Raw genomic sequence first — 25,504 nt, forward strand, 5'->3', positions numbered from 1 at the left:
TGTAGCGTAATGTTATTTTTTTCTTAAAAAGAATTGCACAACATTCATCTTCTCTAATTTTTCCAATTTTGTGCTTAGGTCTTGCAACGCCTCTATTTTATTGTCAACTTCACGCAAGAGCTGTCTATTTTCTCCTAAAATACCCTCGTATTTCTCATTTAGCTGTTCTAGTTCCCTTACGTATCGATGTTTCTCTATTTCAAGCTCAGCCACTCGACTCTGAAACCTTGCGATTTTTTCGTAGTCAATTGTTAGGTTCTCATATTTTTCGGTTAAATCCTTGTAGTCATTTTGAAAGCCCTCATTTAGAAGTTCAAGTTCGGCTGTCCGGTTCTGAAACCAAACGATTTGTCTTTCATTCTCGATTTTAATATTTCTATGTATTTCCAGCTCTGCTTCTACATTTTGAAGATTTACTAGCAATCTGTCATGCTTTTCATGTAGATTTTTCATCTCACATTGAAGTGCATTCAATTCGGAATGTATTTGTTCAGAGGAAATTTCTTTCTCCTTTTGTTCAGTCATTACTTCCAACAGATCATTAATTGGAATTTCTGTCGTACTCACTGAAGTCTTCTCGAATAGATTTATCAATTCAGATGGTACTTCAATAACATAAGAACCATTCATCAGGGCAGATCTCAAATCAATCCGTGTAGCCCCTACTTGAAGAGACGCCTTAAACTGCTCTGATCTATTGCTATCTGCATCACAGATAAAGTAACAGTTTGATTCAATCAATGTCTCTATCCATTCACTGAGGTCTATGGATACATTTAGCTCTTTAGGAATTATGGAATAGATTGGGTTATTTCGAGAATCATCGTTAACATAAATGTATTTAATCGGATGTAATTCTTCTATCTTGTCACTCGACGTCATTTCGAATATGAAACCTTCTGCTGGACAATTGATTCCAGATGGTACGATAATTCTTTGTTTCTTCCATTCCCCATCTGCTTTATTTTCTAACTGACCAATTGGTATATAAGAGCGTTCTCGGTCAAATACATTCACGAATAGAGGCTCATTGGTGATATCCTGATATTCAATGAATAAGCAAAACTCTTCATCTGTAAATTTCGGAATGATAAAAATCGCATGATTGGAACCATTTTCCTTTGGCCCAACTAATCGATAGCTGTGTGAGTCCTCCGTTATGATGTTCGAAATATTTAAGCTATCGCCTACTACTATATATGGCTTGTAACCGAAATATACGGTATGAGATCTTTGAAAGAAAGGATTCGTAAAATCTAAGTTCCATTTATCATCACTAATAAGCTTCACACTTTTCAATCGAACGTCACTTTCGATTAATAATGTTTTGTTTGTTGATTCGGTACTGGAACCAGAATCTTTTTCTAACAGGAAGAGCGCTTCGTTATGAAGAAACTCCTCTAAGCGTAACTGATCCATCACTTTATGTACGGAGTCTGCAATTGCATCGTAAAACTTAGGATTAGTGATTATCTTTCGATTGGAACCACTAGGGTTATTTTGTTTTACACCACACTGCGGACATACGGCATTATCCCAATTATTGGAGTAGTGATATAAGCTCTTTAATTGCTTTGCATATAATGGAATATGACTCCATTCATCTCCGCCAAAACTCATTTGCTTTATGATAAATTTCGCTCCAAATCCATGCACAATCGTTTCTTTGTTAATAGAATGAATATGCAGATTCACATGAAATTGGCACAAGCAACTATTGCAGGTCATCATTCCAAACTCTAGCTTTTCTTGAAACGGAGTGACTATTAAAATATATCTTTTAGTAACCCTTTGTAATTCTTGAATACCTTTTTCGAAGACTTCTGTTGGCAAATGTTCAAGCACATCAGAAATTAGTATGAGATCAAATTCCTCATCCTTGAATGGCAGCTTATCTATTGACCCTACTATTTTTTCTGTTTGCACATATTTAAGTGCTTCTTCACTTATATCCACTGCGCAAACTCTGTCATATTTCTTTGCCAGACGATTTGTAACAATTCCGTTGCCACAACCTATGTCCAAAATTGACTTCACACCATTTGGAATTTTTGACAGGATTAGCTCAGTGATCTCAACTTGGTGTTGAGTTGGATCTTGTTCCCAAATATCCGGGGAATTGTAATATTTCATAATGTTACTGTTTTCCATTAAATAGCCCCCTTCTCATTCCCTCCCCATCTGACAGGGTGATTAATTAATCCTAAAGACACATTAACCCCAAAAGGCTGCTCCACTTTAATTTCATACATCTTATCGTGAAGATCGTAAGCAGGCGGTTCAACATTATCTAACAAATTTAATTCTTTAAAGATTGCTACCGATACGAGATAAGTACCTTTCCCTAAAAGTAAAGGATTAAAGAATACATTTACAAAACCTTCGCCAAATGCCTCTTTTACTTCATATCCATCTTTATTCGATAATACTTGCATAGCACAAGTTCCATCCAACAAGTAATAAGCAAGCACAAAAATTGGGTTTCTCACTTTTTCTTTCGCAAAATAATTGATTCTTACTTTTTTATACCCGAGGTTTTGGAAGACATGCGATACTTCATTATTATCATTTAAAAAATCTACAGAAGTAATAACCATTTCACCTGAACCATATATTCGACTATTACTTTCCCTTTGTTCGAGTAGTTCCTGATAATTTATCGTTTTAACTGTCTCATTATCCATACTTTCATCACGAATAACCTCTTTCAGACTATATATACTTGATTTCCACTCGGAATCATCATTTGCCTCAAGATGACCAATCGCAACATAGTTTTCGCCATCAAAAAACTCTATTTTCACTTTCTCAGTCGATATATCCTGATAAACGATTTCTAGTTCATAGTTTCTCAATTCAGCTAAATTTTGTACTTTAAATACAAATAAAGCGTGCTGGTATTCTCCACCTACGTCTTCAAATGCTCGATATCTTTTTCCATTTTGCTCAACAGGCGAAGACCAGTTAATTGTTTCTTTATCCGCAATTAAAAACAAATCACTCCCATTATTTGTATCACCGGCGTCGCCAATCTGCAGAGACTCAATAACCTTATTTTTACAATAAAACTTCACCTCTGATATAGGATGCTTTTCCAATGGCGCCCCATTCTCTGTGATGAAGTGAAAGTAAACAAGTGAATCTTCAATGCCCTCCTCTAAGGTTTTAAAATTATTATGTTTTAATCGTACATTTCTAGCCTTTAGTCTTCTCTCTTCCTGTTTCCGAATTGATGCTAGGTATTCTGCAGTAACATCTAAAATATTTCCTTCCATCACTACTTTTCCCTTATCAATCCATACAGCCTCATTGCACATTTTTTGAACAGAGGATATGTCATGTGATACAAAGAGAACCGTTGTACCACCCTCCGTTAATTTTTTCATTCGCTCGATCGATTTATTGATGAAGTATGCGTCTCCAGCCCCTAGTATTTCATCTACAATAAGGATCTCAGGAATGACAACAGTTGATGTAGCAAAAGCTAGCCGTGCATACATACCAGCTGAGTAAGTCTTAACAGGTTTATCAATAAACTCTTCTAATTCTGAGAAGTCCACGATTTCTTCAAATTTCTCTTTTGCTTCTTTACCAACGATACCGGAATAAGACAATGAGGCGAAAATGTTCTCACGCCCAGAAAACTCTGGATGAAAGCCTGTACCCAGCTCCATTAGCGCAGAGACCTTCCCATTTATTTTTATGTCTCCATCAGTTGGTCTCAAACTACCGGCAATTATTTTGAGCAAAGTACTTTTTCCAGCACCATTCCTACCGACTAAAGCTATCTTACTGCCTTTTTTAATGTTAAGATTTATATCTTTTAACGCCCAAAATTCTTCGTATCTATTTTTTGTAAGAAAGCCAAATCCAAGGACGTCAAGTATACGATCTCTTGGATGCTTGTAAGATTTAAATAATTTATTTACGTTATTAATTTGAACAGCGTATTCATCATACATAATCTGCAAACACCACTTTCAATCGGGTAAATACGTAATGTCCTAAAAAAAACAGTCCTAAGGACAATGCGACAAAAATCACAGTTATATCCCAACTTGGTAAGGAGTTGTAGATTATAATCTCTCTATACAAACTAATCATATAGTACATCGGATTGAATTGCATGAAATACACCAGTTCGCTGGTCAACATATCAGTTGTATAGGCAATTGGTGAAACCATCATAAGTAAGATCAAAATCACTGTTATGATCTGTGATAAATCGCGAAAGAAAACATTGATACTTGCCAGAATCCACACTAAACCCGTTGTAAATAATATTTGCAATATCAATACAAAAGGAAGAAGTAGAACATAGAATCCTAGTTGCCCGTTGAATCCTACTACAATTAGCAACATGATTAAACCAATCAACTGTGAAACCATACTAGCCAAAACTACTTTTACAGGAATCAGTTCAATGGGGAAGATCGTATTTTTGATCAATGAACTATTGCTTGTCACCGTATTAACACCTAGTCCGATCGACTCAGAAAACCCAAACCACGGTATTAGACCTGAAAAAATAATCAAGACGTAGTCAAAAGTAGAAATACCAGTTAGTTTGATTTTAAAAATGGTTATGTATACCAAAAAATATGCTGAAAGAAAGAGGAGTGGATTTAATAAAATCCACGTCCCTCCCATGATTGAACCCGCATATTTTTTCTTAATATCGTCTACCGTTATATTAAAGAGAATCTTTCTATAGCTGATTAGTTGAGAGAAAGGGTTATTCATAATTAACTCCTTTCGGAATGATTAAAAGCACATAAGAGATTAACAATTTTATTGGAAGCAGTTCCGTCTCCATAAATTCCCTCTCTGACAGTCCTGTCCATCCCTGAATGTATATCATTAAAAGATGCGAGAATTTTTTCCTTAGACTGCCCAGCTAACACATTCATTCCTACTTCAATTGTTTCGACCCATTCTGTTTCATTACGTAACGTAATGCACGGTTTACCAACAAAGTACGCTTCTTTTTGAACCCCACCACTGTCTGTCAAAATGGTTTTAGCGTTTACTTCTAAAGTTACCATTTGTAAATACGATAGGGGATCTAAAAGTGATACTTTATCACTAACTTCAATACCATATTGGTGTAGATACTTTTTTGTTCGTGGATGTAATGCAACCAAAACCGGAATTTCATCTGCAATTTCATTAAAGGAACCAAAGATTTCACTTAGATATTGAGGGTTATCCGTATTTTCTGCACGATGCACAGTCGCCAATGCATACTGTCCTGGCTTAACATTGAAACCATCCAACACGACTGTATCGTTACCTACCTTGTTCATGTAATAAAGCATGCAATCATACATAACGTCCCCAACTGAGTATACTCGGTTGGCAATTCCTTCTTTTTCCAGATTATTGACAGAGTGGTTGGTTGGACAAAACAGAATAGAAGACAAATGATCAGTCACTACTCGGTTGATTTCCTCTGGCATTGCTCGATTATAACTTCTAAGTCCTGCCTCGACGTGGGCAATGGGAATATGGAGTTTTGATGCCGCCAAAGCCCCTGCTAATGTTGAGTTTGTATCACCGTATACCAACATGCAGTCTGGCTTCTCCTTTAATAATACTGCCTCAATCGCAGTTAACATTTCCCCGGTTTGTTGACCATGATTAGAAGAGCCGATTCCTAAGTGATACTGAGGATGAGGAATGTCAAGTTCTTCAAAGAAAATATCGCTCATATTCCGATCATAGTGTTGACCAGTATGGACGATAACCTCATTCACCAAATGGTTACTCGTCCGATTATATTCCCGGATGGCTCTGGAAACCGCTGCCGCTTTAATAAACTGTGGACGGGCACCAATTACTGTTATTATTTTCATAATTTACTCCGTTCTTACAGTCTGAAATATTTCCCTTTAACATTTGTTTTCTTTTTTATTCCGTCTCTGGTATCAAAAATAACGCGAGCAGAGGAACAGATCAGGTCGTAATCGAATTGTGAATGATTGGTTGTCAATAAAACCAAGTCTGCTTTTTCTAAAGCTTCAGCAGTCAATGGGATTGTCTCGACCATATTCCCATTAAACTTAAAGGTAGGAATGTGGGGATCAACTACCTGATACTCAGCCCCTTCTTTATCGAGGATAGAGAGTATTTCAAGAACAGGAGATTCCCGGTAATCATCAATGTCATTCTTGTAAGCTACACCTAATACGAGTATTTTTGAACCATTTAACGACTTTCTATCCTGATTTAAAATCTGCATCATTCTAGTAACTACAAAATCAGGCATACTGCTATTGATCTCACCTGCTAATTCTATTAAGCGAGTATGATAGTTAAATTCTCTTGCTTTCCATGTAAGGTAGAAGGGATCGATTGGGATGCAATGCCCTCCTAGACCCGGGCCAGGATAGAACGCCATGAAGCCATACGGTTTTGTCTTTGCCGCGTCAATCATTTCCCACACATCTATACCCATCTTGTTGCAAAGAACCGCCATTTCATTTGCAAGTGCGATGTTAATATGGCGAAATGTATTTTCATATATTTTTTCCAATTCCGCGACTGCTGGACTTGATACTACATGTATTTCACCCTCGAGCACAGCTTGATACATAGTCGCAGCTACCCTTGTACAATCGGGAGTAATACCCCCAACGACTTTTGGGGTATTTTTTGTATTGAAATGCTTGTTCCCCGGATCTACCCGTTCTGGTGAATAGGCTAAAAAGAAATCAACCCCACATTTTAAACCGGATTCCTCCAAAATCGGCTTAACCAGTTCCTCTGTTGTCCCAGGATATGTAGTACTTTCTAGTACCACGAGCATTCCTGGTTTTAGATGATTAGCGATTTCTCGTGCCGAAGAGCTCACATAGCTCGTGTCGGGCTGATGATACTTATCCAAAGGAGTAGGGACACAAATCGCTACTGCATCTACATCGTTGATAAAAGAATAATCAGCAGTAGCCTTCAATTTATTCGCTTTCACAGTAGACTGAAGATCTTCATTCAATACATCGCCAATATAATTGATCCCTTGGTTTACCATCTCTACTTTGTCAGATTGCACGTCAAATCCAATTACCTGAAACCCTGCTTTCGCTTTCTCTACTGCTAAAGGCAACCCAACATAACCTAATCCTACTACACCAATGACAGCAGTTCTTTCTTCAAGTTTCCGAATCAATTTTTCGGCTAAAAGAGGTATTTCCTGTTCTAGCAAGTTACTCATGAAGTTGCTCCTCTCATCTCGAAAAATTCTCTCACAACAGAAATTACATACTGTTGCTCTTCCTCAGTCATTTCTGGATAAAGCGGCAAAGCCATAGTACCCTTCGCGGCTTTTTCAGACTCAATCAGGCTTTCTCTATCGTAGCCCAAATCTTTATATACTTCTTGCAAATGCAGTGGGACAGGATAGTAAACACCAGAAGAAATGCCTTTCTCTTGCAAGAAGGTCATTAGTTCATCACGAAGGTCTGTTTGAATAATGTACAAATGATAAACTGCATAGCGGTCCTCTTTTTCGAAAGGGACTTGTATCGGCAAATCTTTCAGTGCCTCGTTATAAACAGCTGCTTTTTGTCTACGAGCTGCATTCCACTGATCAATATAAGCAAGCTTTACGTTCAGCATTGCAGCTTGCAGACTATCCAATCGACTGTTGTAACCAATCATGGAGTGATAGTATTTGGGATTGCTACCATGTGCGCGTAAAATTTTTATTTTTTTGGCAAGTTCTTCATCATTTGTTACGATCATACCGCCGTCTCCATATCCCCCCAGATTTTTCGTTGGAAAGAATGAAAAACAACCGGCGACACCTAATGAACCAATTTTTTGCTCCTTGTATTTTGACCCAATTGCTTGACACGCATCTTCGACAACGTATAAATTGTATTTTTTAGCCAGTGCCAATACTTCGTCCATATCTACAGGTTGTCCAAAAATATGTACCGGAATGATTGCCTTTGTATTTGGCGTTATTGCTGCCTCCAGCTTGCTAACATCAAAATTATATGTTTTGGGATCAATATCAATAAATACCGGTTTAGCACCTAGTTGAGAAACCACTTCCGCAGATGCAAAGAAAGTGAATGGTGTAGTAATAACCTCGTCACCTGGCCCTATTCCAAGTGCATCAAGTACGAGAAGCAATGCATCTGTACCATTTGCAACTCCGATAGCGCACTTTACGTTACAGTAATCTGCCATCTTTTGCTCAAAGTCAGCAACATGCTTACCCATAATATAATTACCACTCGATAATACATCATCAACAGCTGCTTTTATCTCAGCTTCGATGTTTTTGTATTGCTTTACCAAATCAAGCAATGGTACCTTATGAGTGGTTGTATTCATATTGACGATTCTCCTCTTCTACTATTTCATTTAATTTAACTGGCTTTCCTAATTCTGCTGATTTATAGATTGCTAATACAAGCTTTAAAGCTTCTAGCCCATCAACTCCACTTACAACCGGGTCCCGGTCACTTCGTATTGCATCAACCATGTCTCTAATGATTTCTTCCTGCCCAGGGGTACCGTATGGATCTTTTTCAACCTCTTGAATGAGCGCTTCTGCATGTTGCTGTGGAAGAGACTCAAATTCCCAATGTTTGATCCAGTTAGCTGTAGTTCCAGATACAACAGCTGTTCCGCTCTCACCAAAAATACTAAGGGACTCTTCGAAGTTCTTGGGAAATATGGTAGCAGCAGCCTCGATGATCCCTAATGCCCCATTCTGGAATCGAACTGTTGCGGCTGCAACATCTTCAGCTTCTATATTTCTAAGACGTGTTGCAGAGTATCCTTGTACTTCTTCCACCGGCCCCATTAACCACAATAGTAAATCTAAATTATGTATAGCTTGGTTCATTAAAACTCCGCCGTCCATTTCCTTCGTTCCACGCCACGCTGCTTGATCGTAATAGGCTTGATTACGATTCCACCGTAACGTTGCATTAGCGTGACTTATCTTTCCAAATTGGCCAGTTGTCATTGCTTTCTTAAGAGCCATAATGGCAGGTCTAAATCGATTTGGGTGCACGACAGATAGTTTTACGCCGTTGTCCTTACATGCTTGTACAATCGCCTCCGCAGCCTGAACAGTCAATGCGATTGGTTTCTCTACGATCAGATGCTTTCTAGCATTAGCCGCTTGAATTGCCAATTTTGCATGCAGCCCACTTGGTACACAGATGCATACAACATCTATTTCTGGCTGATTATCCAGCATTTCATCTAAATCTTTGTACCCATCAACTTGATATTTTTCACAAGTCTCCTGCAATCTCTCAACCGACGTATCACAAACTGCGACAAGTTTCGCGTTTTCGACATTTTCGATCGCCTCAATGTGTTTCTTCGAAATGTGGCCGCAGCCTACTATGGCGAAATGTATCATGATTCTATCTCCATTCTTTTCTTCTTGTATTACTATACCATGAATGAAACAAAAATATATTTGTAGAATAACATCATATTACAGCAAATATAAGTTTCATTATTATACAGAAGTCGACAATAACATAGTTTCCATTACGCTAAAAAGGATGTTGATATGATTTCAACATCCTTTTATCCTTGCCCATCTATTTTATTAACATTGCCCGATACTCATCCAAAACCTGCTTATAATTCGGGGACTGTGCTTGTAATTTCTGAGTCAATTCGAATGCAACACTATTTTGCCCCAACTTCTCATATGCAATGATCATTAGAGCCTGCACTTCGAGTGTAATACTCGGATCAGTAACCAATTTAAGTTGTTCGAGACTATCTGCGTAATTCCCTAAAATAATATTCGCTTGCCCAAGATAAAAATACGTATAGGCATTCAAATCTAATGGACGCTTGTCAGGGATTGCCTCTGTCTTGAAAGGTTCTATCCGACTTACGTAATCCTTGTATTTATCTAAAGCCTTCCCAGCAAGTATTGTCGCTTGATCTTTTTGATTTTGTTTTGCCAATTGAGATGCAACCTGAGCATTTACCTGAATGCTTGCATCGTAGAAGTGAACATTAAAATGATCTTGCTCCCAAGCCTTTTGGAAATATTGATCGGCTTTTACCCAATCATTCATGAAGAGATATACGTTGCCGATCTTATATAAAACCTCTGATGCCTTGGGTTCGAGTTGCTCCATACGATTTAACGTTGCCTCTGCTTTAGATTTCCACTCGCTCTGCTGTGACTGAGTATACTTCGTCGCATACACTTTAGCCAGGTTCACCGCATATTCCGTATGATAAGGGTTTAGCTTAACTGCTTTCTCCAATATCGGTTGTGCAGCTTCTACATTTACTTCACTTGCTAATGCAGAAATAGTGTTTTGGGCAAAGAGAATCCTTCCCGAATATACACCGACAATTCCTACACAAACAGCGATAAAAGCGATGAGGAACCGCGAGTATTGGAAGCCTGGTTTCATATCTTTTGATTGTACTGGTACTGCAATTGCTATCAGCCAGAAAACAATAAACCATACCGTACCAAAAGAGAAATCAAAATCTATAAAAGCATGCATCAATATAATGGACAAGGATACTAGAGAGGCAACTGCGATAGTCGAATCGCTATCCTCCTCTTGTTCTTTCTTGATGCGAATGAGTATCTTCCCTACCAGAAAGCATACCACGCCAATGAAAACAATGAGCCCCAACCATCCTGTATTCAGCAATATCTCCAAATAACCGTTATGGACCTCATTACTATAGTAAGGGAGCTCTTGATGAGCAGGATATACGACTCTCCATCCTTCGCCACCAAAACCGAACACAGGGGCCTCCTTACTCAATGCAAAAGCATCCATATACATATTGGTTCTACCCAATACACTAGAAGTCCCCAAATTAATATCAGTAATTCGCTGCTGCAATGACTCAGGCATAGCCTGATAAAGTAATCCCTGGTTTTTGAAATCCAGCAAAGTTAATAACCCAACTAATAAAATAAAACCTGGCAATACTAAGCGAATCAGAGGTTTCTTCGTTTCTTTCATAAAACTACTATTTTTAACTAACCTTTGTGTAAGCAGCACCAGTACCATTACGATAATACTTGCCGCAATAAATCCGAGCAAACCTGCATCATCTATGTTTTCAGACCCAGCTATAGTCATTTTTTGAAACACTAGGAGTGAAGCGACTAGAGAGAAGACAGTAAATGCAAGGTATTGAATTTGTTCCTTTCCCTTGAGAAGGAGTACTCCGATGAACCACGCCACAGGAAAAACGACCATTGCACCACGCGAGTATGATAAGAAAAAACAAACGCCATATGCTACCAACGGCAAGCTGAAGAAAAGTGTAGTCAAGACTTTGATTTCTTTTTTTGCCAAATAGACAAGAGCATACAGCCAAAATGCACAGATAATCGTAGCAAATGTATTGGGATATTGGAGTGGCCCTGCCAGCCTTCCCGAAAGGACTATATCCTTAAATACAACCCAATTCCAAAAACCAGCAAGCGAAAAAAAACTAATCCATACGCCCGTTGCGTTAAAAACGATTGGCAGCAGCTTTTCCACTTTATCATTGTGGTCGATCTGTCGTAACCAAATTAACATGATAAAAAGAATCACGTAGGTCAACCAACGAAATAAGTTGTCCAAAGCTCCCATGGGAGTTTCTGCACCGAGTAGTGATAACACATGAGTTAGTGGAATAAAAAATACAATCAAATAGATTAATTGCCCAGATTGTTGAGATTTCCTGATCATCCATAGGGATGCGATCAGAAATAGTAGAATTAGACTTACTTCGACTAAATAAAAATCAGTATCAAAAAATAATCCTCGAAGATATGGCGTGCATAAAAATAGGAGGGCTAAAACTGCAAATAGCCCCCATTTCACTAATTGTCGCATTTTAGACCTCCGGCTTGCTTCTTTCCTATTTAGATTCAAGTTCTTTTACTAGGTTAGCGACCTCAACCTTAGTATTCGTTCCCTCAGGAGCAAGTTCCAAGTATTTTTTCATATTGGTTACCGCTTCTTGTTTTTTGTTCAATTGCATATACCCGAATCCGATAAAACGGTAAGCTTCAAAATACTTAGGGTCATTCGTAATTTCCGACAAGACTTTTACCGACTCTTCAAATTTATTCTGAACAAAGTAGATTTGTCCGAGCTTAAATTTAAGATCGGCAAAATCAGGCTTTACTTGAAGGCCTTTGTTAGCCGTGAGAAGAGCATTATCGAAATCTTGATTTAACATTTGAATTGCTACAATATTGTTGTAGCCTTCGATCATGTCTGGTGACTTTGTAACTGCATTTTGATAATAACTCAGTGCTTTACTGAGGTCATTTTGTTTCCGAGAGATATTACCCAGGTAGTACTCATAGATACCATTTGAAGCGTCAAGCTTTACACATTCCTCAAATGCTGACTTTGCTTCATCCATTTTTTCAGAATTGTAAAGAGCTAATGCAGCATCAAACTTTTCCTTAACAGGATTTGAAGTTTCAGACTTCTTTTCTTGAGCTATAGGTGCAGGTGCTTCGGTTTCCTTTGCACATCCAGTAATAACTGCTAAAGACAACAGGAATACACCCACTAAATGTACGTACTTCATGAACGTTAGGTCCTCCATATTCTAGAAAATACAATACTCAGATACCATTCTATATTAGCACATTCCTATTAATTAGTTGCTGAAAACAAAAAAAAAGAGCCTATTACTAGGCTCTTTTTAATGCTCATTAGTTAGCAGTGATTGGAGTTGTGTTAACTTTGAGCGTGTTGCCTGCCTCATCCTTAGTGTTCAGATCGGACTTGTAAGTAGCTACAGTTACTGTTTGAGCAGTATTGTAATCAGGCAGAGTCAAAGTTACAGTTTTCTTGTCAGTGCCACCTGCAATAGCTTCCGGTGTAACAATAGTTCCGTTAACTTTTACAACAAAGTCATCAATATAGTCAGCAGTAGTACCAACTTCAACATTTTCACTGAAAGTCAGAACCAATGCTTTAGAAGACTCTTTCTTAGCGGAAACGAGTGTTGGGTCTACGTTATCAGTAAAGCCATCAACAACGATGTTTTTGCTAGCTGCACTCAGCTTGCTGCCATCTACAGCAACTACGCTATCAGCGATAGTCAGCAACGCACCGCCCTTAGAAGCGATTGTCTCGTCTTGCAGTTCGATTTTAACAGTTGTCTTGTTGCCATTGAAGTAGATCGCATTAGCCTTGATCGCTTCACCGTTGAGTTTGTAGTTAGAAGCAATAGCTGCAGCTGGAACCATGTCTTTACCAAAGTTGATGGTAATTACATTTTTATCTACTGAAATAGCAGAAGCCAAATCGATTTCGCCTTGAGCAGAACCGGACTTAACAATGCTTACAGAAGCAGCAACGTTAGGATTTTGACCAAGGTCTTTCACAGCCCCTGCTCCGAAATCGATAGTGTAAGTACCAGCGTCGATAACACCATCTTTTTCAACGGAATCAGCATCTACTTCAACGATGGTATTTTTGCCGTTAGAATCTTTTACTACGGCTACGCCAGCGGAATTAATCTCCTTTTTCACGCCGTCTTTGTCTTTCAAGACAATCTTAGAAGCGTCTACAGTTGTGCTCAATTCTTCGGAGAACTGAACTTGGAACACTTCATTATTTCCAGTCGTTGACTTGTTAACTACTTTGCTGAAGCGGTTAACGATTGTAGGAGCTGCACCATCTTTAGACAGAGTTACTGTAGAAGTGAACTCGTTACCAAACATGTTGTTGTTCAGCGCTTTAAATCCGTTAACTGTTACAGTCAAATTAGTAGTGGTTTCAGTATCACCATATACTTTTACTTGACCGTTGTCTTCTACAGTTACATAGTACTCATCATCTGTGCCTTCACCGTCTACAGGTGTGAGTTTAGAAATCAAAGCATAGCCGTTCTTCTTAACAGAAACAGCATTCGGTACAGATACTTCTTTATCGAATACTACTTTGAATCTGTACTCACCAGCAGCTTCTACTTTCGTTACAGTAGGAGCAGCTGCATCGACAGTAACATCAAATGTTTTTGTCAGGTAAGATGCAGTATTGGCAGCCTCTTGAATATCCTTCACATTAGCCAAAGCGATCGTGTGTTGACCTGCAACCAAGCCTTTAGCAGCATTTGGGAGCGTGATTTCTTTTTTCAGCGGAGTCAACGTTGGAATATCCACATTCTTGTTATCGATTGTGATCAATCCAATAGCACTTACATACTCATCAAAGGAAACCACTACATCGTTACCTTTAACTTGTACACCCTTAATAGCTGGTGCAGTTGTATCAACGAAGGAGAATGCTTTCGTATCATCTTGCTCCAAGCCACTCAGGTTTTTGTTCAGTACTGTCTTTTTAACAGTCAGGGAAACATAGTCACCTGTCTTGATTATACCATCCAAAGTAATTACTGCTTTGGTTTTATCAGTGCTATCAACAGTTACGTTGAAAGCAGTTACTGGAGAGTTACTGATTTTCAGTTCGTAGTTGGACTTGTCTTCAGCAGTTACAGTATCCAACTCGTCATCAAAATCAACAACGATTTCTTTAGCGTTGAGTGCAGTTACGGACTCAACTTTCAGTTCGCCCACAGCACCATCGATTGCATCGTTACGAGGATCGTAAGTTGCACCGTTAGAACCATCGAGGTTAGCTTTCGTATAAACGCCTTCGAAATCGGATTTTTTCAGGTCTCTCTTAACTTTGCTGAACTCACCGTTCATGATTTCGCGGAGGCTTGCACCTTTACCGTCGAAGTCAACGTAGATCAGTTTGTCGAAAGAAGTTACTCCCATGTCAGCTGCAAATTTTGTTTTACCTGCATCTGTCAGGTTGAACAGGTCACGCAATTCATAATATCTGTCTACATCTCCACCCAGGTAAACACCAGATTTTGGTGCTGCAAAAGCGGAAGAAGCCATGCTAGCAACTACTGTAGCAGAAAGGATGGAAAGAGCTACTTTTTTATTCACGTACTACCCCTCCGTAAGTTTGATAGGAAGTCTATTTTTGTGAGTGAGTATGTAATGAACAGCGGAGAGAGGTAACTCCCTCCGCTGTTCGACTCACGTAAAAGGTTTTAACTTACAAAATTATTTTTTGAAAGTTACGTTTGCTTTGTCAGTTTCGCCTTTTTCACTTGTTACAGTGATTACACCGGAAGTAGCATCTGTTTTGTCAGTAGAGAATTCGAATACGATTTCTCCGTTGCTTACTTTACCAGTGAAGGTTTCGCCACCAACTTTGATAACTGCTTTATCAATCTCGGATTCTTTACCGGATTTGATTTCTACAGTTACAGAGTAAGAGTTTACTGGACCGATAGCGAACTGTTTACCAGTTGCGTTGTCAGCAATAGCATCCCATTTACCTGGGATTTCGCCACCATCGCCAGGTGTTTGTCTCAGGAACGCTTCTGCTTCATCTTCCCAACCTTGTTTATCTACTTCATCTTCGTCGGAGATGATCAATACGTAGTCGTATTTGTTACCGGAAACGTCGGAGCTATCGATAGCAACGATGTAGTCGCCTTTGCTTACGCCGTCAACGCCTTCCAGATCATCGAAGATCTCCAGGAATGCAGTGGAAGATTTAGTGTTGATAGTGGATTTTTTGTCATCAGCATCTTTAACAGTGATGGTGTTGCCATCTACGTTGGATACCAGACCCACTTTGATTTTGTCGATGCTAGCATCTTTCCACTCGTCTTCGTCAGCGATCTTAGCGAGCATTTTCTCGTCGGAATCTTCGAGGTTGTTGTTAACTACTTCAACAACATCGTCCACAACTACTTCATCGTTAGTATCCAATTGGAATGCGATGAAGTCGCCGCGTTTGATACCACGATCGTCTTTCAGATCTTCGGAATCTTTGTCCAATGGGTAAGTTTTCAGTTCTACTTTGTCACCGGTTTTAGTGAGAACTTGGATAGTGTCATCTCCACCGGATCTTCCGTAATCCCAAACCATACCGTATTGGGCATCGCCACCCAAACCGTCGCCTTCAACTACGAAGATTGCTTCAACTTCATCTTTATCTTGGTCAACTGTGTAGTATACAGTCAGATCGTCTTCGTCTGCAATGTCTTTGAACTTCGCAGCTTTAGCGTTTTTCAGTTCAGGACGTTTGTTAGCGTCTTTGATCTCACCAGTCATGTTGAAGATAGCAGTATCATCAGTTACTTCGTAGTCGTCAACCATTTCGTCGTCTTCGTCAGCAATTTTGTCCCACTCTGCTCCAGAAGAACGAATCAGATCGGTTTTCAGGATACGAACTTTTTCTGCTTTACCTTCTTTGTCAAGTTCAACTTCCAGCAGAACGTTGCTGTCGTCTTTCTTAGGTTGGAGAAGGTCTTCCAGTTCGCTCTCGTTACCGTTTTTGTCGAAGTTTTTGCCGTTTACATCATAGATGTCTTCAGCTTCCAACTCAACATTCACTTTTTTGCCTTTTTGAGTCAATACAGTGAATTGCCATTTGTCTTTACCATAGTCCAGGTAAGCTGCACGAGTAACGATTGCTTTTTGTTTGCGATCGTCGATTGGATCCTTAGTAGTTACGTGACGAACACGACCAGAAGCATCCAGGTACAGTTTTACTGTTTCGCCGTCAAGATCTTTGATCAGATCCCAGTTGGATCCATCAGTATCTTCAACGTCTTTGTTTCCGTTATCGGAGTAAGTAGCACCTTTGTAGATACGGTATGTTTTGTCTCCAACAGTCAGACGGTAGTCGTTGCTGTTACGCATAACAACTTTGTCTACTTTACCTTCTACAATTGTGTCAGTAGCGAAGATCAGGAACTTGTCTTCGTCACCTTCTGGATAGTAAACGCTATAAACCATGTTTTCTTTCAGATCGCTGAATTTAGCTGGTTTACCATTGAGGAACACGAGGAAGTCTTTACCTTCGTCTTTGTTTTCCAGCTCATTGAACTTGTCGTTGTCAATGTTCGTGATCTTTTTCTTTTCAACATCGACTTTGCTGATCACTTCAGAACCATATTTACGACCTTCGTCAGTTTGGTTCATAGTTTGATCGTCGATTACGTGCATGTAAGCAATTTCGTTGTTGTCATCCAGAACAACTTTCACACCAAAAGTGAAGCCATCGCCATCTTTGATGATTTCTTTCAAGCCGTCAACTGCATCAGAGTAACGTTTGAAGTTGTAAGTAACAACAGTGTCTTTGTTCAGACGGTAGGATTTCTCGCTAGCATCCAGAACCAGTTTCAGATCTTTCAGATCGGAGCTGCTCAGATCTTTAGCATCTGTGAAAGATTTGCCTTTCAGTTCCCATTCGCTCACACGGTCCATGATAACTTCTTCGTCTGTGGAACCTTCCATCCAAACGATTACGTCTTCACGGTCGTCTTTGATCCACACTTGTACGTGTTGACCAGCGAATTCGTTAGAGTTGATACCGTCAGCTACTTTGTAAGTAGTGTTGCCGATACCAGCGTCTTTACCATTCAAAGTAACTTCGTTAGCTTTGATTTTGCCCAGACCGATAGCAGGTACGTTTGTTACCAATGGCAAGTCATCGCCATCGCGACCAGCTTCTTGAGCCCACTCCATGTCACGAACAGTAACTTTCAGGTATTTAGTCAGGAGGTTTTCATTCGTGATTTCATAACGAACGTCAGTCCCGAATTCTTTTTGCTCCATCAGGTCTACACGAAGAGCGTTGTCGAGCATTTTGAAGATGTCGCCACGAGTTGCTGCATTGTTAGGAGTAGTGATGCTCTTAGCAATGTTCAGCTCAGAAGCTTTGGAGATCATGCTGTTAGGCCATACACCCTTAACGGATGGCTCATAACCCAGTGCACGAACGATCATAGTAACCGCTTCTGCATAAGTAACTTGGTTTTGTGGTTTGAAAGATTTGTCCGGGAAACCTTTTACGATTTCTTCGTTGGAAGCTACGTTTACGAAACCAGCAAACCAATCAGTAGATCTAACATCAGTATAAGTATTGCTGAATTGTGCCAATTTCGCACCTTGCTCCAGTCCGCGAGCGCGAACGATCAGAGTAGCGAACTCTGCACGAGTGATAGTTTTGTCTACACCGTAATCGCCGTTGCCATAACCTGCTACCAGGCCAAGAGCTTCCAGACGTTTTACGGTTTTTTCCATTTCAGCGTCCATTTTAGGAGCTGTAGTTGTTGCTGCTTCTTCTGCTGCGAAAGCCATTGGAGCAACAGTAAGTGCGAGTGCACTAGCCAATACACTGTTAACGACCTTTTTCATAACCTTGTGTTCTCCTCCTCTAGTATAAACAAATTGTTCTTGGGGAATATTTGTTGTTAATCTATCTTTCTTTTTAAAGCCCGAATCCTGCAAGCGCGTGTCACCTCCTTTCGCAGGAAAGCCTCGCTTTTTGTGTTAAAAATCTCTAGTATATTCAGTATTGTGTAAAATGCAACAATCACTAGTGTAACACAACTGCTAGAATTCGTGAATCTTTTTTACACAATTCCCCGTTTTTCGTGTGACATCCTATTAAACGCCTGAGCGAATCAAAAGTTGCGGCGCCTTCGAAAAAAAATTAAAGTTTTTTTCGTGGTTCGTTATTCACCTGTCAGTTATGTACGAAGTGACATCCGCCACAATCCGTATTATAGGGGACATATGGCAGGCTGTCACGACTGAACCTTTTTCCAATTTGATTCAAAAGCTTGCAAATCTTGTTTCCAGTTAGTTACCCAGTGCTGTTTCAAAAGCTACAACAGCCAGATTGTATGTCAAAACAGCTTTTTGGTACTCGTTCTCACTGGTAGACAATGCTTCTTCGGACTGGATAACCTCCAAAGTAGTTGCGAGGCCATTTTCAAAGCGCAGATTTTTCAGGCGATAGCTCTCCGCAGCAGAGTCCTTTGCAGACTTGCGGAACTCAATCGCTTCTCTTGCCGCATTCAGGTTGAGATATGCTTCTGTTACATCTTTAGTAACAACACGCTTTTGTTCATCGATGGAAAGCTTAGCTTTTTCCACATTGTTGCGTGCCTGCTGACCTTGAAGAGTAGATACAGCCAAATACTCATCGATCAGCTTCACGTTCAGTTCAGCCAGCTTGAGCTCTTCTTCTGCTCTCGTAATTTCTACCCGGTTGGTGAGTGCCTGTTGCTTGGCTTGTTCGAGCGTCAGCTTAATAGGAGCCGTTTGCTTATTCGATGTGACGAGCTTCCATTCTTTATTTAAATCTACTCCGAGGAAGTCATTCAGATTCATGAGGGCAATTTCTACAGCGTTTTCCGCAGACTTCAATTGTGCTTTTGCCGCTGCTACTCCCATCTCTGCTTCCAAGACATCTGTTTTTGCATTCGTTCCCACATCGAATGCAGCCTTTGCTACCTTCAGCTGTGCTTCTGAACGCGCCAAGCTTTGTTTCTTCAAGTTTAAATCATCTTGAGCAAAAATCAGCTTGTAATAGACATCTTGTGCCCCTAGCTTTGTTTTTGCTTCAGCTGATTTTACGTACAGTGCATTTAGCTTTTTGTTCACTTTCCCATTCTCGTTTGTCACAAATTTGCGTTGTGCATCTTCTAGCGTCTCAATTGTACTACTTGGCATTTCAGAGTTACTCACATAAGTAAGTGACTGATTAATGTCTGCATTTTTGGCATCCAAACGTGTCTCATTCAGCTTAGCATTTGTCTTCAGAGACTGTTCAACAGCTTTTTCCAAAGTCAGCTCATCACTTGTAGCTGCCTCAGGAGTAGACTGGCTTTCTGTACCGGTTTGTGCTGCTGTTTTATCATTTGATGCTTGTACAGTTGTAGGTGCCTTTGTTTGATCGGAGCCTGTATTCGCAGATGCCGTCAAGCTTCCTGCGCCAAGTGCTGTTGTTAATACTGCCGCCAAACTGATGGACATCCATTTCTTTTTCGAATATGGAAAATTCACTGAATTCCACTCCTTTATTTTATGTTAAGTATAAAATTATTAACCACATTAAATATGTGGTTTGTCCCAAGATCACTATATCACAGAGTTATACTTCTCACACGCAAAATTATGCCATACCAGCATTTTCATAAGGGAATCATCGATAGCTCCTCCCTTTCCTTTTTTATTCCACAAGCACTACATAGAGTACTACGATTATGTGTCAAAAACATTTCAGTGTTCGCCAACATTTCTTTTGCATGCTATCCTTTTCTTGAGGTGATTGTACGATGCTTACCCAATACAAAACGATCGCTGGCTACGGTGAGGACTATATCATTATTGAACGCTCCCGTTTTATCGGATATGCCCAGCGGGTTACAACGGAGGAAGAAGCGACAGCGTTTATCGCGATGATTAAAAAGAAGCACTGGGACGCTACCCATAACTGTTCCGCTTTTGTCATTGGCGAAAACGATCAGATTCAGCGCTCAAGTGATGACGGGGAGCCCAGTGGTACAGCTGGCAAACCGATTCTCGAGTGTATCAAGAAAAACGGTGTGAAAGATACGGTCGTCGTCGTCACCCGCTATTTCGGCGGAATCAAGCTAGGGGCAGGTGGACTCGTTCGGGCTTATACAGCGGGAACGGTCACTGCACTAAAGGCTGCGAAGATCGTGGTGCATACCTTGCATCAAACCATTTCTGTCAGCGTCGACTACACGTGGTGGGGCAAGGTGGAAAACGAGCTGCGTCTGGGCGATCATCGCGTAAGTAGTACGGATTTCACAGACAAGGTTACGGCGCATGTGTTGATTCCTGAGGGTGAACAGGATGAGTTCGTCGCGCGAATGGTTGATTTGACGAATGGACAAGCTCAGATCGTGCTCGGGGAAAAGGAATATGTCGAGGTTCCGGTGGACGCGGTTGGAGATGTGGAAGAAGAGTAATTTCTCAACAAAAAAGCTGAAGAGGCAGATGACCTCTTCAGCTTTTCTTCTATTATATATAGCGAAATATATTCGCTTACTGCTTAGGCAGTTTTTTGAGTTGGACCATCACACGTACTGTGATAACAGCCATCTCTGCACGAGTCAAATTATGAGTTGGCTTGAAGCTGTAGGTTGGCTTTTTCACGGATGGGTCATCGACTTCACCGTTCATCAGCTTGCCTTTGCTGACAGCCAGTACAGATGGAGCTGCATAGTAGCTTACATCTTTCGCATCTGTAAACATTTTATTCAAGGCCACTTTGGATGCATCGAGTGTAGCCAATTTCATGTTGAGTGCACGCGCAATCATGATTGCTGCTTCTTCACGCGTCAGAGAGTCGTCTGGACGGAAGTAGCCTGGCTGTTTTCCACGAATAATCCCAGCGCGAGCAGCCGTCTCGATGTACTTGTACTCATAATCCCACGTATTGCGATTAGGACGGACATCCGTGAAGGTTGGTTCTAACGGATCACGCTCATTGCTATCCTTATATGGACCAGCGTTAATTGGCAGTGCCAACGCTTTTACCAGCATTGTTGCAAATTCACCGCGTGTCATGTCACGGTTTGCACCAAAACTGCTTCCGCTGTATGCTGGCATGATTCCTTTTGCATACAAGGTCTCAATCGCATCGCGCGCAAAATCATGGGTAATGACATCATCGTAGGATTCTCTTGTTTTCATGACCATGTAGTAACCAAATCCAGCAAACGGTACCTGTACGGTTTTCGCGCCAGTATTCACTACACCACCAATGTTTCTCCACTCGTCACCATTGTGATAGTAAATGGTCAAGATGTTGTTCGCAGCATTTACGATCGATGGATCATATTTGATGGTAAGTGTTCCACGGAGGCTTGGAACAAGATTGTCCTGCCAACGGCTCTTAAAGTCCTGAGCATCGCCTTCATCGTAGTATGGATCACGTCCACCCGGAGCCTCTGTGTCACCTGCATCGACATAGTACAACGGACTTGCGTAGTTAAAGTTGGATTCGAGTACCAGCCTGTCCTCCAAATTGTCTTCTTCAATGGTTACTTGTCCTGTTGTTCGGTCTGCCATACCAAAATAGAGAGGCACATCGACAAAAATGTCTCCGTTTGGATTCTTCACTTCTTGGCCAGCACGGCTGTCATCTGGTGACAGCAATACGGTTCCTTTCGGGAACTTCAGATCAAATTGCTTATCAAATACGCTAAACGCTACTTTCTTCCCTAATACATCACGATATTCAGCACCATTTACATTCGAGCTCGCATTGTAAATCTTGATTTCGTCTTTATAGGTGCTATCGCCTACTACAACCGAGAATTTCACTGTGTTTAAACCTTTTTTAAGTGGAACTGTAGATGTAAACACGTAGTAGGTTTCTGGAATTGTTTTTCCTTGGTCATCGTCGTAATAGAAGTCAGGGTTTGTTGTATTCGTTACTTTCGCTTCTGTTTTGCCGAACAATACTTTATCCGCATTTTCCGCAAACACTTTTACAACTGCACTGTTGCTATTAACGATGATGTACGGATCGTTTTCTTTTGCTTTTACTGGGGACAGAACTTCCCAGCTGGAATATTTCTGATCGATGTTGATGTCATAGCGAATGACAGTACCATTGTCATCTTCTGCTACGATTGTGTAGACCGTTGTTCCACCCTTTTTCAGAGTCAGAGGGAAGAGGCCCAATTTTTGTTCCTGTTCTTTCGCATCAGTTACAGCATCTTGCACTTCTTCAACAAGATCGCCATATTTCTTCGTGCTCATTTTCCCTCCAAATCGGGAACGAGACTGTGAATCAATGTTGTGCTCATCAAACAGGTCTTCCAAATCGTTATTCAAAGCTGCTTCCAGACGAGTCTTTACGTATTCCTGATTCGTTGTGTCTTGATCCCAATCCCCACTCTTGTAGCGGAAATCATTGATCCGTTTTCCGTTCTTTTCGATATATACATGTGTCGCATCATTTACGGTAAAGCTCAGGCTGCTCAAGAAGTTGGCACCCGTCTTATAGGATGAGTCTCCAGCTTTTTTCATCAGCTCTTCGGTTTTACCATTAGAGATGATCTCCAGCTTCACATCCTCTACAGATGGCGTCTTGGATGTGTTATACGAAACATTGTAGGTAAAAACGGTTTTTGGATCGTCTTTTAACGTGATTTTCAGGACGTTGTTGCCCTTTTTAAAACCGGATTGGGGATTTTGAAGTTGGTCTTTTTTAATCAGGAATGTGCCCTTGTTGGTATCGATATCGTCAATGTTGATAGTTGCTCCGTTCAACGTCGCCTCAATATTACCCGACTTCAATACGTAATTGTACACTTTCCCGTCAAGATTTCGGATATCGTTCTCACTCTTCACTTGATATCCGTCTTCGAAGCTGCGAACCTGTCCAGTTGCATCTACATAGGTGATTTGCGCATATGGAGTAATACGAATATCCAACGTATAGGCAGCAGATGTCGATGCTGTACCGCCATTATATCCAATTACCAATTTACCCTGACCCTGTGGCAGCTTTCTCAGCGTAAGTGTAAATCCATCGGACCCTGCCTGGATAACATAGTCAGTCCCTGCCGCCAGTGTTTGTCCGTTGTAGGTAATGTTTACAGTAGAGTTTGGATTCGAGATATTTTGTGTGACGACCTTCAATTCCAGCGGCGAAGTAACTATCGTATTTGCAGCCGTTGGAGACAACTCTTGTGCATTCGCCAAATTAACCACTTTTGTAATATTCGGCTTCGTGCTGTCCAAGTACTTGAACTCGTATTCGTAGTTCGCAACATTAATAAAGCCAGATGGAGAAGTTACGGTATTGTTCGATGCTTTTGTCAAGTACTGGTAGCTCAACGATACTTTGTACGTTTTTCCATCCTGGAAGACTCCTGCTGGTACCCCTACAGTTACCGCATATTCGGTAAAGCCGCTTTGCGGATTGCCGATCGGTGTAAAGGTTAATCCACTTCCACTCTTGTATTCACTCTTACTTCCACCTTCGGAAATCGTGACCTTGAATTCCTGGAACTGCTGCTCACCAGCAATATCTACAAATTTCAAAAGTGCCGCACCATTCAGTGTCATGGCTGGAGAATACGTTGCACCTGTTACCGTAGATAGTTGGTTCGGCTGTAGTGATACTCCACCCAGCATTACTTTGTAAAACTGATCAGAGCTTCCGGATGATGTAGTGGTAACCAACAGCTTGCGGATGAATGTCCCTACTTCTTTATTTTGGTTAAACACTCGGATTTCCAAGGTATTTTCACCAAGCTGCGATGGTACACTCAATCCAAAAGATCCGGTGCGGTTCACCTGTGTTTTGACTACGTCACCTGTACGCAGGTTTTTCACTTCAACTGTATCTGCATTGAGTGCTTTCCCGTCCATGTTCAAATTCAGACGGTTGGTCGAAGGAACTGTGATATAAGTCGGACTCGAAGTGACATTCGGATCGTTCAGTGGTGTATCATTCACTTTCAAATCACTAACGAGTGGTGTGTTGTTGTATTGAACATAGAACTGGTAGTGCTCTTTTGTTACATTTCCCACCTTTTCATAGAAGGCGACTTGATTCAGACCTGGTTTCAGGCTGATATTGCTAAATGTAAAAGTGCTTCCGTTAATCGATGGAGCAGTATTCGATAAATCCTGGACGGTCTGACCGTTGTTCGTAATCAGCTTGATTCGCAAGCTGCTTCCGGTTACACCACTGCCATACGTACCAATCAGTGTGATTGTGGAATCGCCATAAACCACTGGGTTATAGGCTGTCGTTCCACCCGAAAAGTTTGTAATCGAAATCGGGCTATTCTGCGAGTTGTACTCGTAATAAATAACATCACGCTCACCTGTATTCGGTGCAAAAAGCTGAACAGCATTCAGACCAGGAGATAAATCAATATCTGGCAATACGCCTCCTGCTCCATTTACAGTTCGAACGGTCACTCCGTTTACTTGGACTTCGACAGCCTGTGTTTTATCCACTGCGGCTGAGATGCTATAGGTGTATGGCAAGCCCGTTACTGTTCGGCTTGTTACCTTTTTTGGATCGCTTTGATGCTCACCTTGCCCAGAATTCGTGAACTTTAGCGGGCCTGTTCCCGAGGGGAAAGGGGTTGGTGTGTACTGGAAGTAGATCTCTGTTGTATCATTTGTTGGATCTAGCGTTACTTTTGGTCTTACCGTAACTTTAGTCACTGCCCCACTGCTGTTCAGTTGAAAATCCGGCAGTGTAATTTTGTCGTTTGCGAATAGTTGGTTATTCACAAGGGGAACCCCATCAATTGCTACATCAACGCCTTGACCATTTTTCGAGGTATCCTTGTATAAAAGCTCGACACCATATATTAATTTCGATTTGGTCTTGATTGGGGTACTGTAGGCATAACCGTTACCGCTACCAGTCGCAAGATAGTCTGTTGGCGTCTTGATACCAGCCCCAGTATTCCAGTTGGAACCAAGTGCCGCAAAAGCAGGTACGGCAGGCAAAACACCTGTAACAATTATCATCATCGTCAGGCACATCGCCAGCCAGCGACGGAATTGTTGATAGGACTTGTTCATTTTTTCACCTCTCCATATTATTCTGAATTGCTTATTTGTCCCGCTCCAAAAAAGATCGGGCAGTATACTTCTCCCCTATCTTTATCGGACAATTCTCTTCTTTAC

Annotated in this window: 14 protein-coding genes; 1 reads left to right on the top strand and 13 read right to left on the bottom strand. The window is 40.8% G+C overall.

The genetic code is table 11. The features are described 5' to 3' along the window. Window positions 1-12 precede the first annotated feature (12 nt). From HP568_RS00060 to HP568_RS00115, 12 genes are all read right to left on the bottom strand, one after another. Window positions 13-2,151, bottom strand: coding sequence for a class I SAM-dependent methyltransferase (locus HP568_RS00060; RefSeq protein ID WP_173627982.1), 2,139 nt, complete (start codon window positions 2,149-2,151; stop codon window positions 13-15). Further along, window positions 2,151-3,962: an ABC transporter ATP-binding protein gene (locus tag HP568_RS00065; protein WP_173627983.1), complete on the bottom strand. Its 1,812-nt coding sequence runs from the start codon at window positions 3,960-3,962 to the stop codon at window positions 2,151-2,153. Before HP568_RS00065 ends, HP568_RS00060 begins: the two co-directional genes overlap by 1 nt. Beyond that, window positions 3,955-4,743, bottom strand: coding sequence for an ABC transporter permease (locus HP568_RS00070; protein ID WP_173627984.1), 789 nt, complete (start codon window positions 4,741-4,743; stop codon window positions 3,955-3,957). The genes HP568_RS00065 and HP568_RS00070 overlap by 8 nt, the downstream gene beginning before the upstream one ends. A gap of 2 nt (window positions 4,744-4,745) precedes the next feature. Continuing rightward, complete coding sequence (wecB, locus tag HP568_RS00075; protein ID WP_173627985.1) at window positions 4,746-5,855, bottom strand: non-hydrolyzing UDP-N-acetylglucosamine 2-epimerase; 1,110 nt, start codon at window positions 5,853-5,855, stop codon at window positions 4,746-4,748. 14 nt (window positions 5,856-5,869) lie between these two features. After that, a complete protein-coding gene (locus HP568_RS00080; RefSeq protein ID WP_173627986.1) occupies window positions 5,870-7,213 on the bottom strand; it encodes a nucleotide sugar dehydrogenase in 1,344 nt (447 codons plus the stop codon). Then, on the bottom strand, window positions 7,210-8,343 hold the full coding sequence (locus HP568_RS00085) for a DegT/DnrJ/EryC1/StrS family aminotransferase (RefSeq protein WP_173627987.1): 1,134 nt from the start codon (window positions 8,341-8,343) through the stop codon (window positions 7,210-7,212). The genes HP568_RS00080 and HP568_RS00085 overlap by 4 nt, the downstream gene beginning before the upstream one ends. Then, complete coding sequence (locus tag HP568_RS00090) at window positions 8,324-9,388, bottom strand: Gfo/Idh/MocA family protein (protein WP_173627988.1); 1,065 nt, start codon at window positions 9,386-9,388, stop codon at window positions 8,324-8,326. Before HP568_RS00090 ends, HP568_RS00085 begins: the two co-directional genes overlap by 20 nt. Before the next feature lie 187 nt (window positions 9,389-9,575). Next, window positions 9,576-11,852, bottom strand: coding sequence for an O-antigen ligase family protein (locus HP568_RS00095; protein ID WP_173627989.1), 2,277 nt, complete (start codon window positions 11,850-11,852; stop codon window positions 9,576-9,578). Between the two features lie 25 nt (window positions 11,853-11,877). Next, window positions 11,878-12,561, bottom strand: a complete 684-nt coding sequence (locus tag HP568_RS00100; RefSeq protein WP_173627990.1) for a tetratricopeptide repeat protein — start codon at window positions 12,559-12,561, stop codon at window positions 11,878-11,880. Window positions 12,562-12,688: 127 nt separating this feature from the next. Next, on the bottom strand, window positions 12,689-14,941 hold the full coding sequence (locus tag HP568_RS30120; RefSeq protein ID WP_173627991.1) for a SwmB domain-containing protein: 2,253 nt from the start codon (window positions 14,939-14,941) through the stop codon (window positions 12,689-12,691). 120 nt (window positions 14,942-15,061) lie between these two features. Beyond that, on the bottom strand, window positions 15,062-18,214 hold the full coding sequence (locus tag HP568_RS00110) for an S-layer homology domain-containing protein (protein ID WP_048035058.1): 3,153 nt from the start codon (window positions 18,212-18,214) through the stop codon (window positions 15,062-15,064). A 447-nt stretch (window positions 18,215-18,661) separates the two neighbouring features. Beyond that, window positions 18,662-19,870, bottom strand: coding sequence for a TolC family protein (locus HP568_RS00115; RefSeq protein ID WP_048035059.1), 1,209 nt, complete (start codon window positions 19,868-19,870; stop codon window positions 18,662-18,664). A 272-nt stretch (window positions 19,871-20,142) separates the two neighbouring features. Between HP568_RS00115 and HP568_RS00120 the strand changes: the two genes are divergently transcribed. Then, window positions 20,143-20,802 carry a YigZ family protein gene (locus tag HP568_RS00120; protein ID WP_173627992.1) on the top strand — a complete coding sequence of 220 codons (660 nt, stop codon included), beginning with the start codon at window positions 20,143-20,145 and terminating at the stop codon, window positions 20,800-20,802. Window positions 20,803-20,878: 76 nt separating this feature from the next. Here HP568_RS00120 and HP568_RS00125 read toward each other — a convergent pair whose 3' ends face one another. Further along, window positions 20,879-25,399: an S-layer homology domain-containing protein gene (locus HP568_RS00125; RefSeq protein WP_173627993.1), complete on the bottom strand. Its 4,521-nt coding sequence runs from the start codon at window positions 25,397-25,399 to the stop codon at window positions 20,879-20,881. Between the last annotated feature and the right edge of the window lie 105 nt (window positions 25,400-25,504).

This window comes from Brevibacillus sp. MS2.2, assembly GCF_013284345.1.
GTDB classification, from domain to species: Bacteria; Bacillota; Bacilli; order Brevibacillales; family Brevibacillaceae; genus Brevibacillus; species Brevibacillus brevis_C.

Bases quoted from the DNA above. Each gene is read 5' to 3' on its own strand.
- wecB (WP_173627985.1), bottom strand. From the start codon at position 5,855: ATGAAAATAATAACAGTAATTGGTGCCCGTCCACAGTTTATTAAAGCG.
- HP568_RS00090 (WP_173627988.1), bottom strand. From the start codon at position 9,388: ATGATACATTTCGCCATAGTAGGCTGCGGCCACATTTCGAAGAAACAC.
- HP568_RS00070 (WP_173627984.1), bottom strand. From the start codon at position 4,743: ATGAATAACCCTTTCTCTCAACTAATCAGCTATAGAAAGATTCTCTTT.
- HP568_RS00095 (WP_173627989.1), bottom strand. From the start codon at position 11,852: ATGCGACAATTAGTGAAATGGGGGCTATTTGCAGTTTTAGCCCTCCTA.
- HP568_RS00065 (WP_173627983.1), bottom strand. From the start codon at position 3,962: ATGTATGATGAATACGCTGTTCAAATTAATAACGTAAATAAATTATTT.
- HP568_RS00100 (WP_173627990.1), bottom strand. From the start codon at position 12,561: ATGAAGTACGTACATTTAGTGGGTGTATTCCTGTTGTCTTTAGCAGTT.
- HP568_RS00080 (WP_173627986.1), bottom strand. From the start codon at position 7,213: ATGAGTAACTTGCTAGAACAGGAAATACCTCTTTTAGCCGAAAAATTG.
- HP568_RS00110 (WP_048035058.1), bottom strand. From the start codon at position 18,214: ATGAAAAAGGTCGTTAACAGTGTATTGGCTAGTGCACTCGCACTTACT.
- HP568_RS00085 (WP_173627987.1), bottom strand. From the start codon at position 8,343: ATGAATACAACCACTCATAAGGTACCATTGCTTGATTTGGTAAAGCAA.
- HP568_RS00125 (WP_173627993.1), bottom strand. From the start codon at position 25,399: ATGAACAAGTCCTATCAACAATTCCGTCGCTGGCTGGCGATGTGCCTG.
- HP568_RS00060 (WP_173627982.1), bottom strand. From the start codon at position 2,151: ATGGAAAACAGTAACATTATGAAATATTACAATTCCCCGGATATTTGG.
- HP568_RS00120 (WP_173627992.1), top strand. From the start codon at position 20,143: ATGCTTACCCAATACAAAACGATCGCTGGCTACGGTGAGGACTATATC.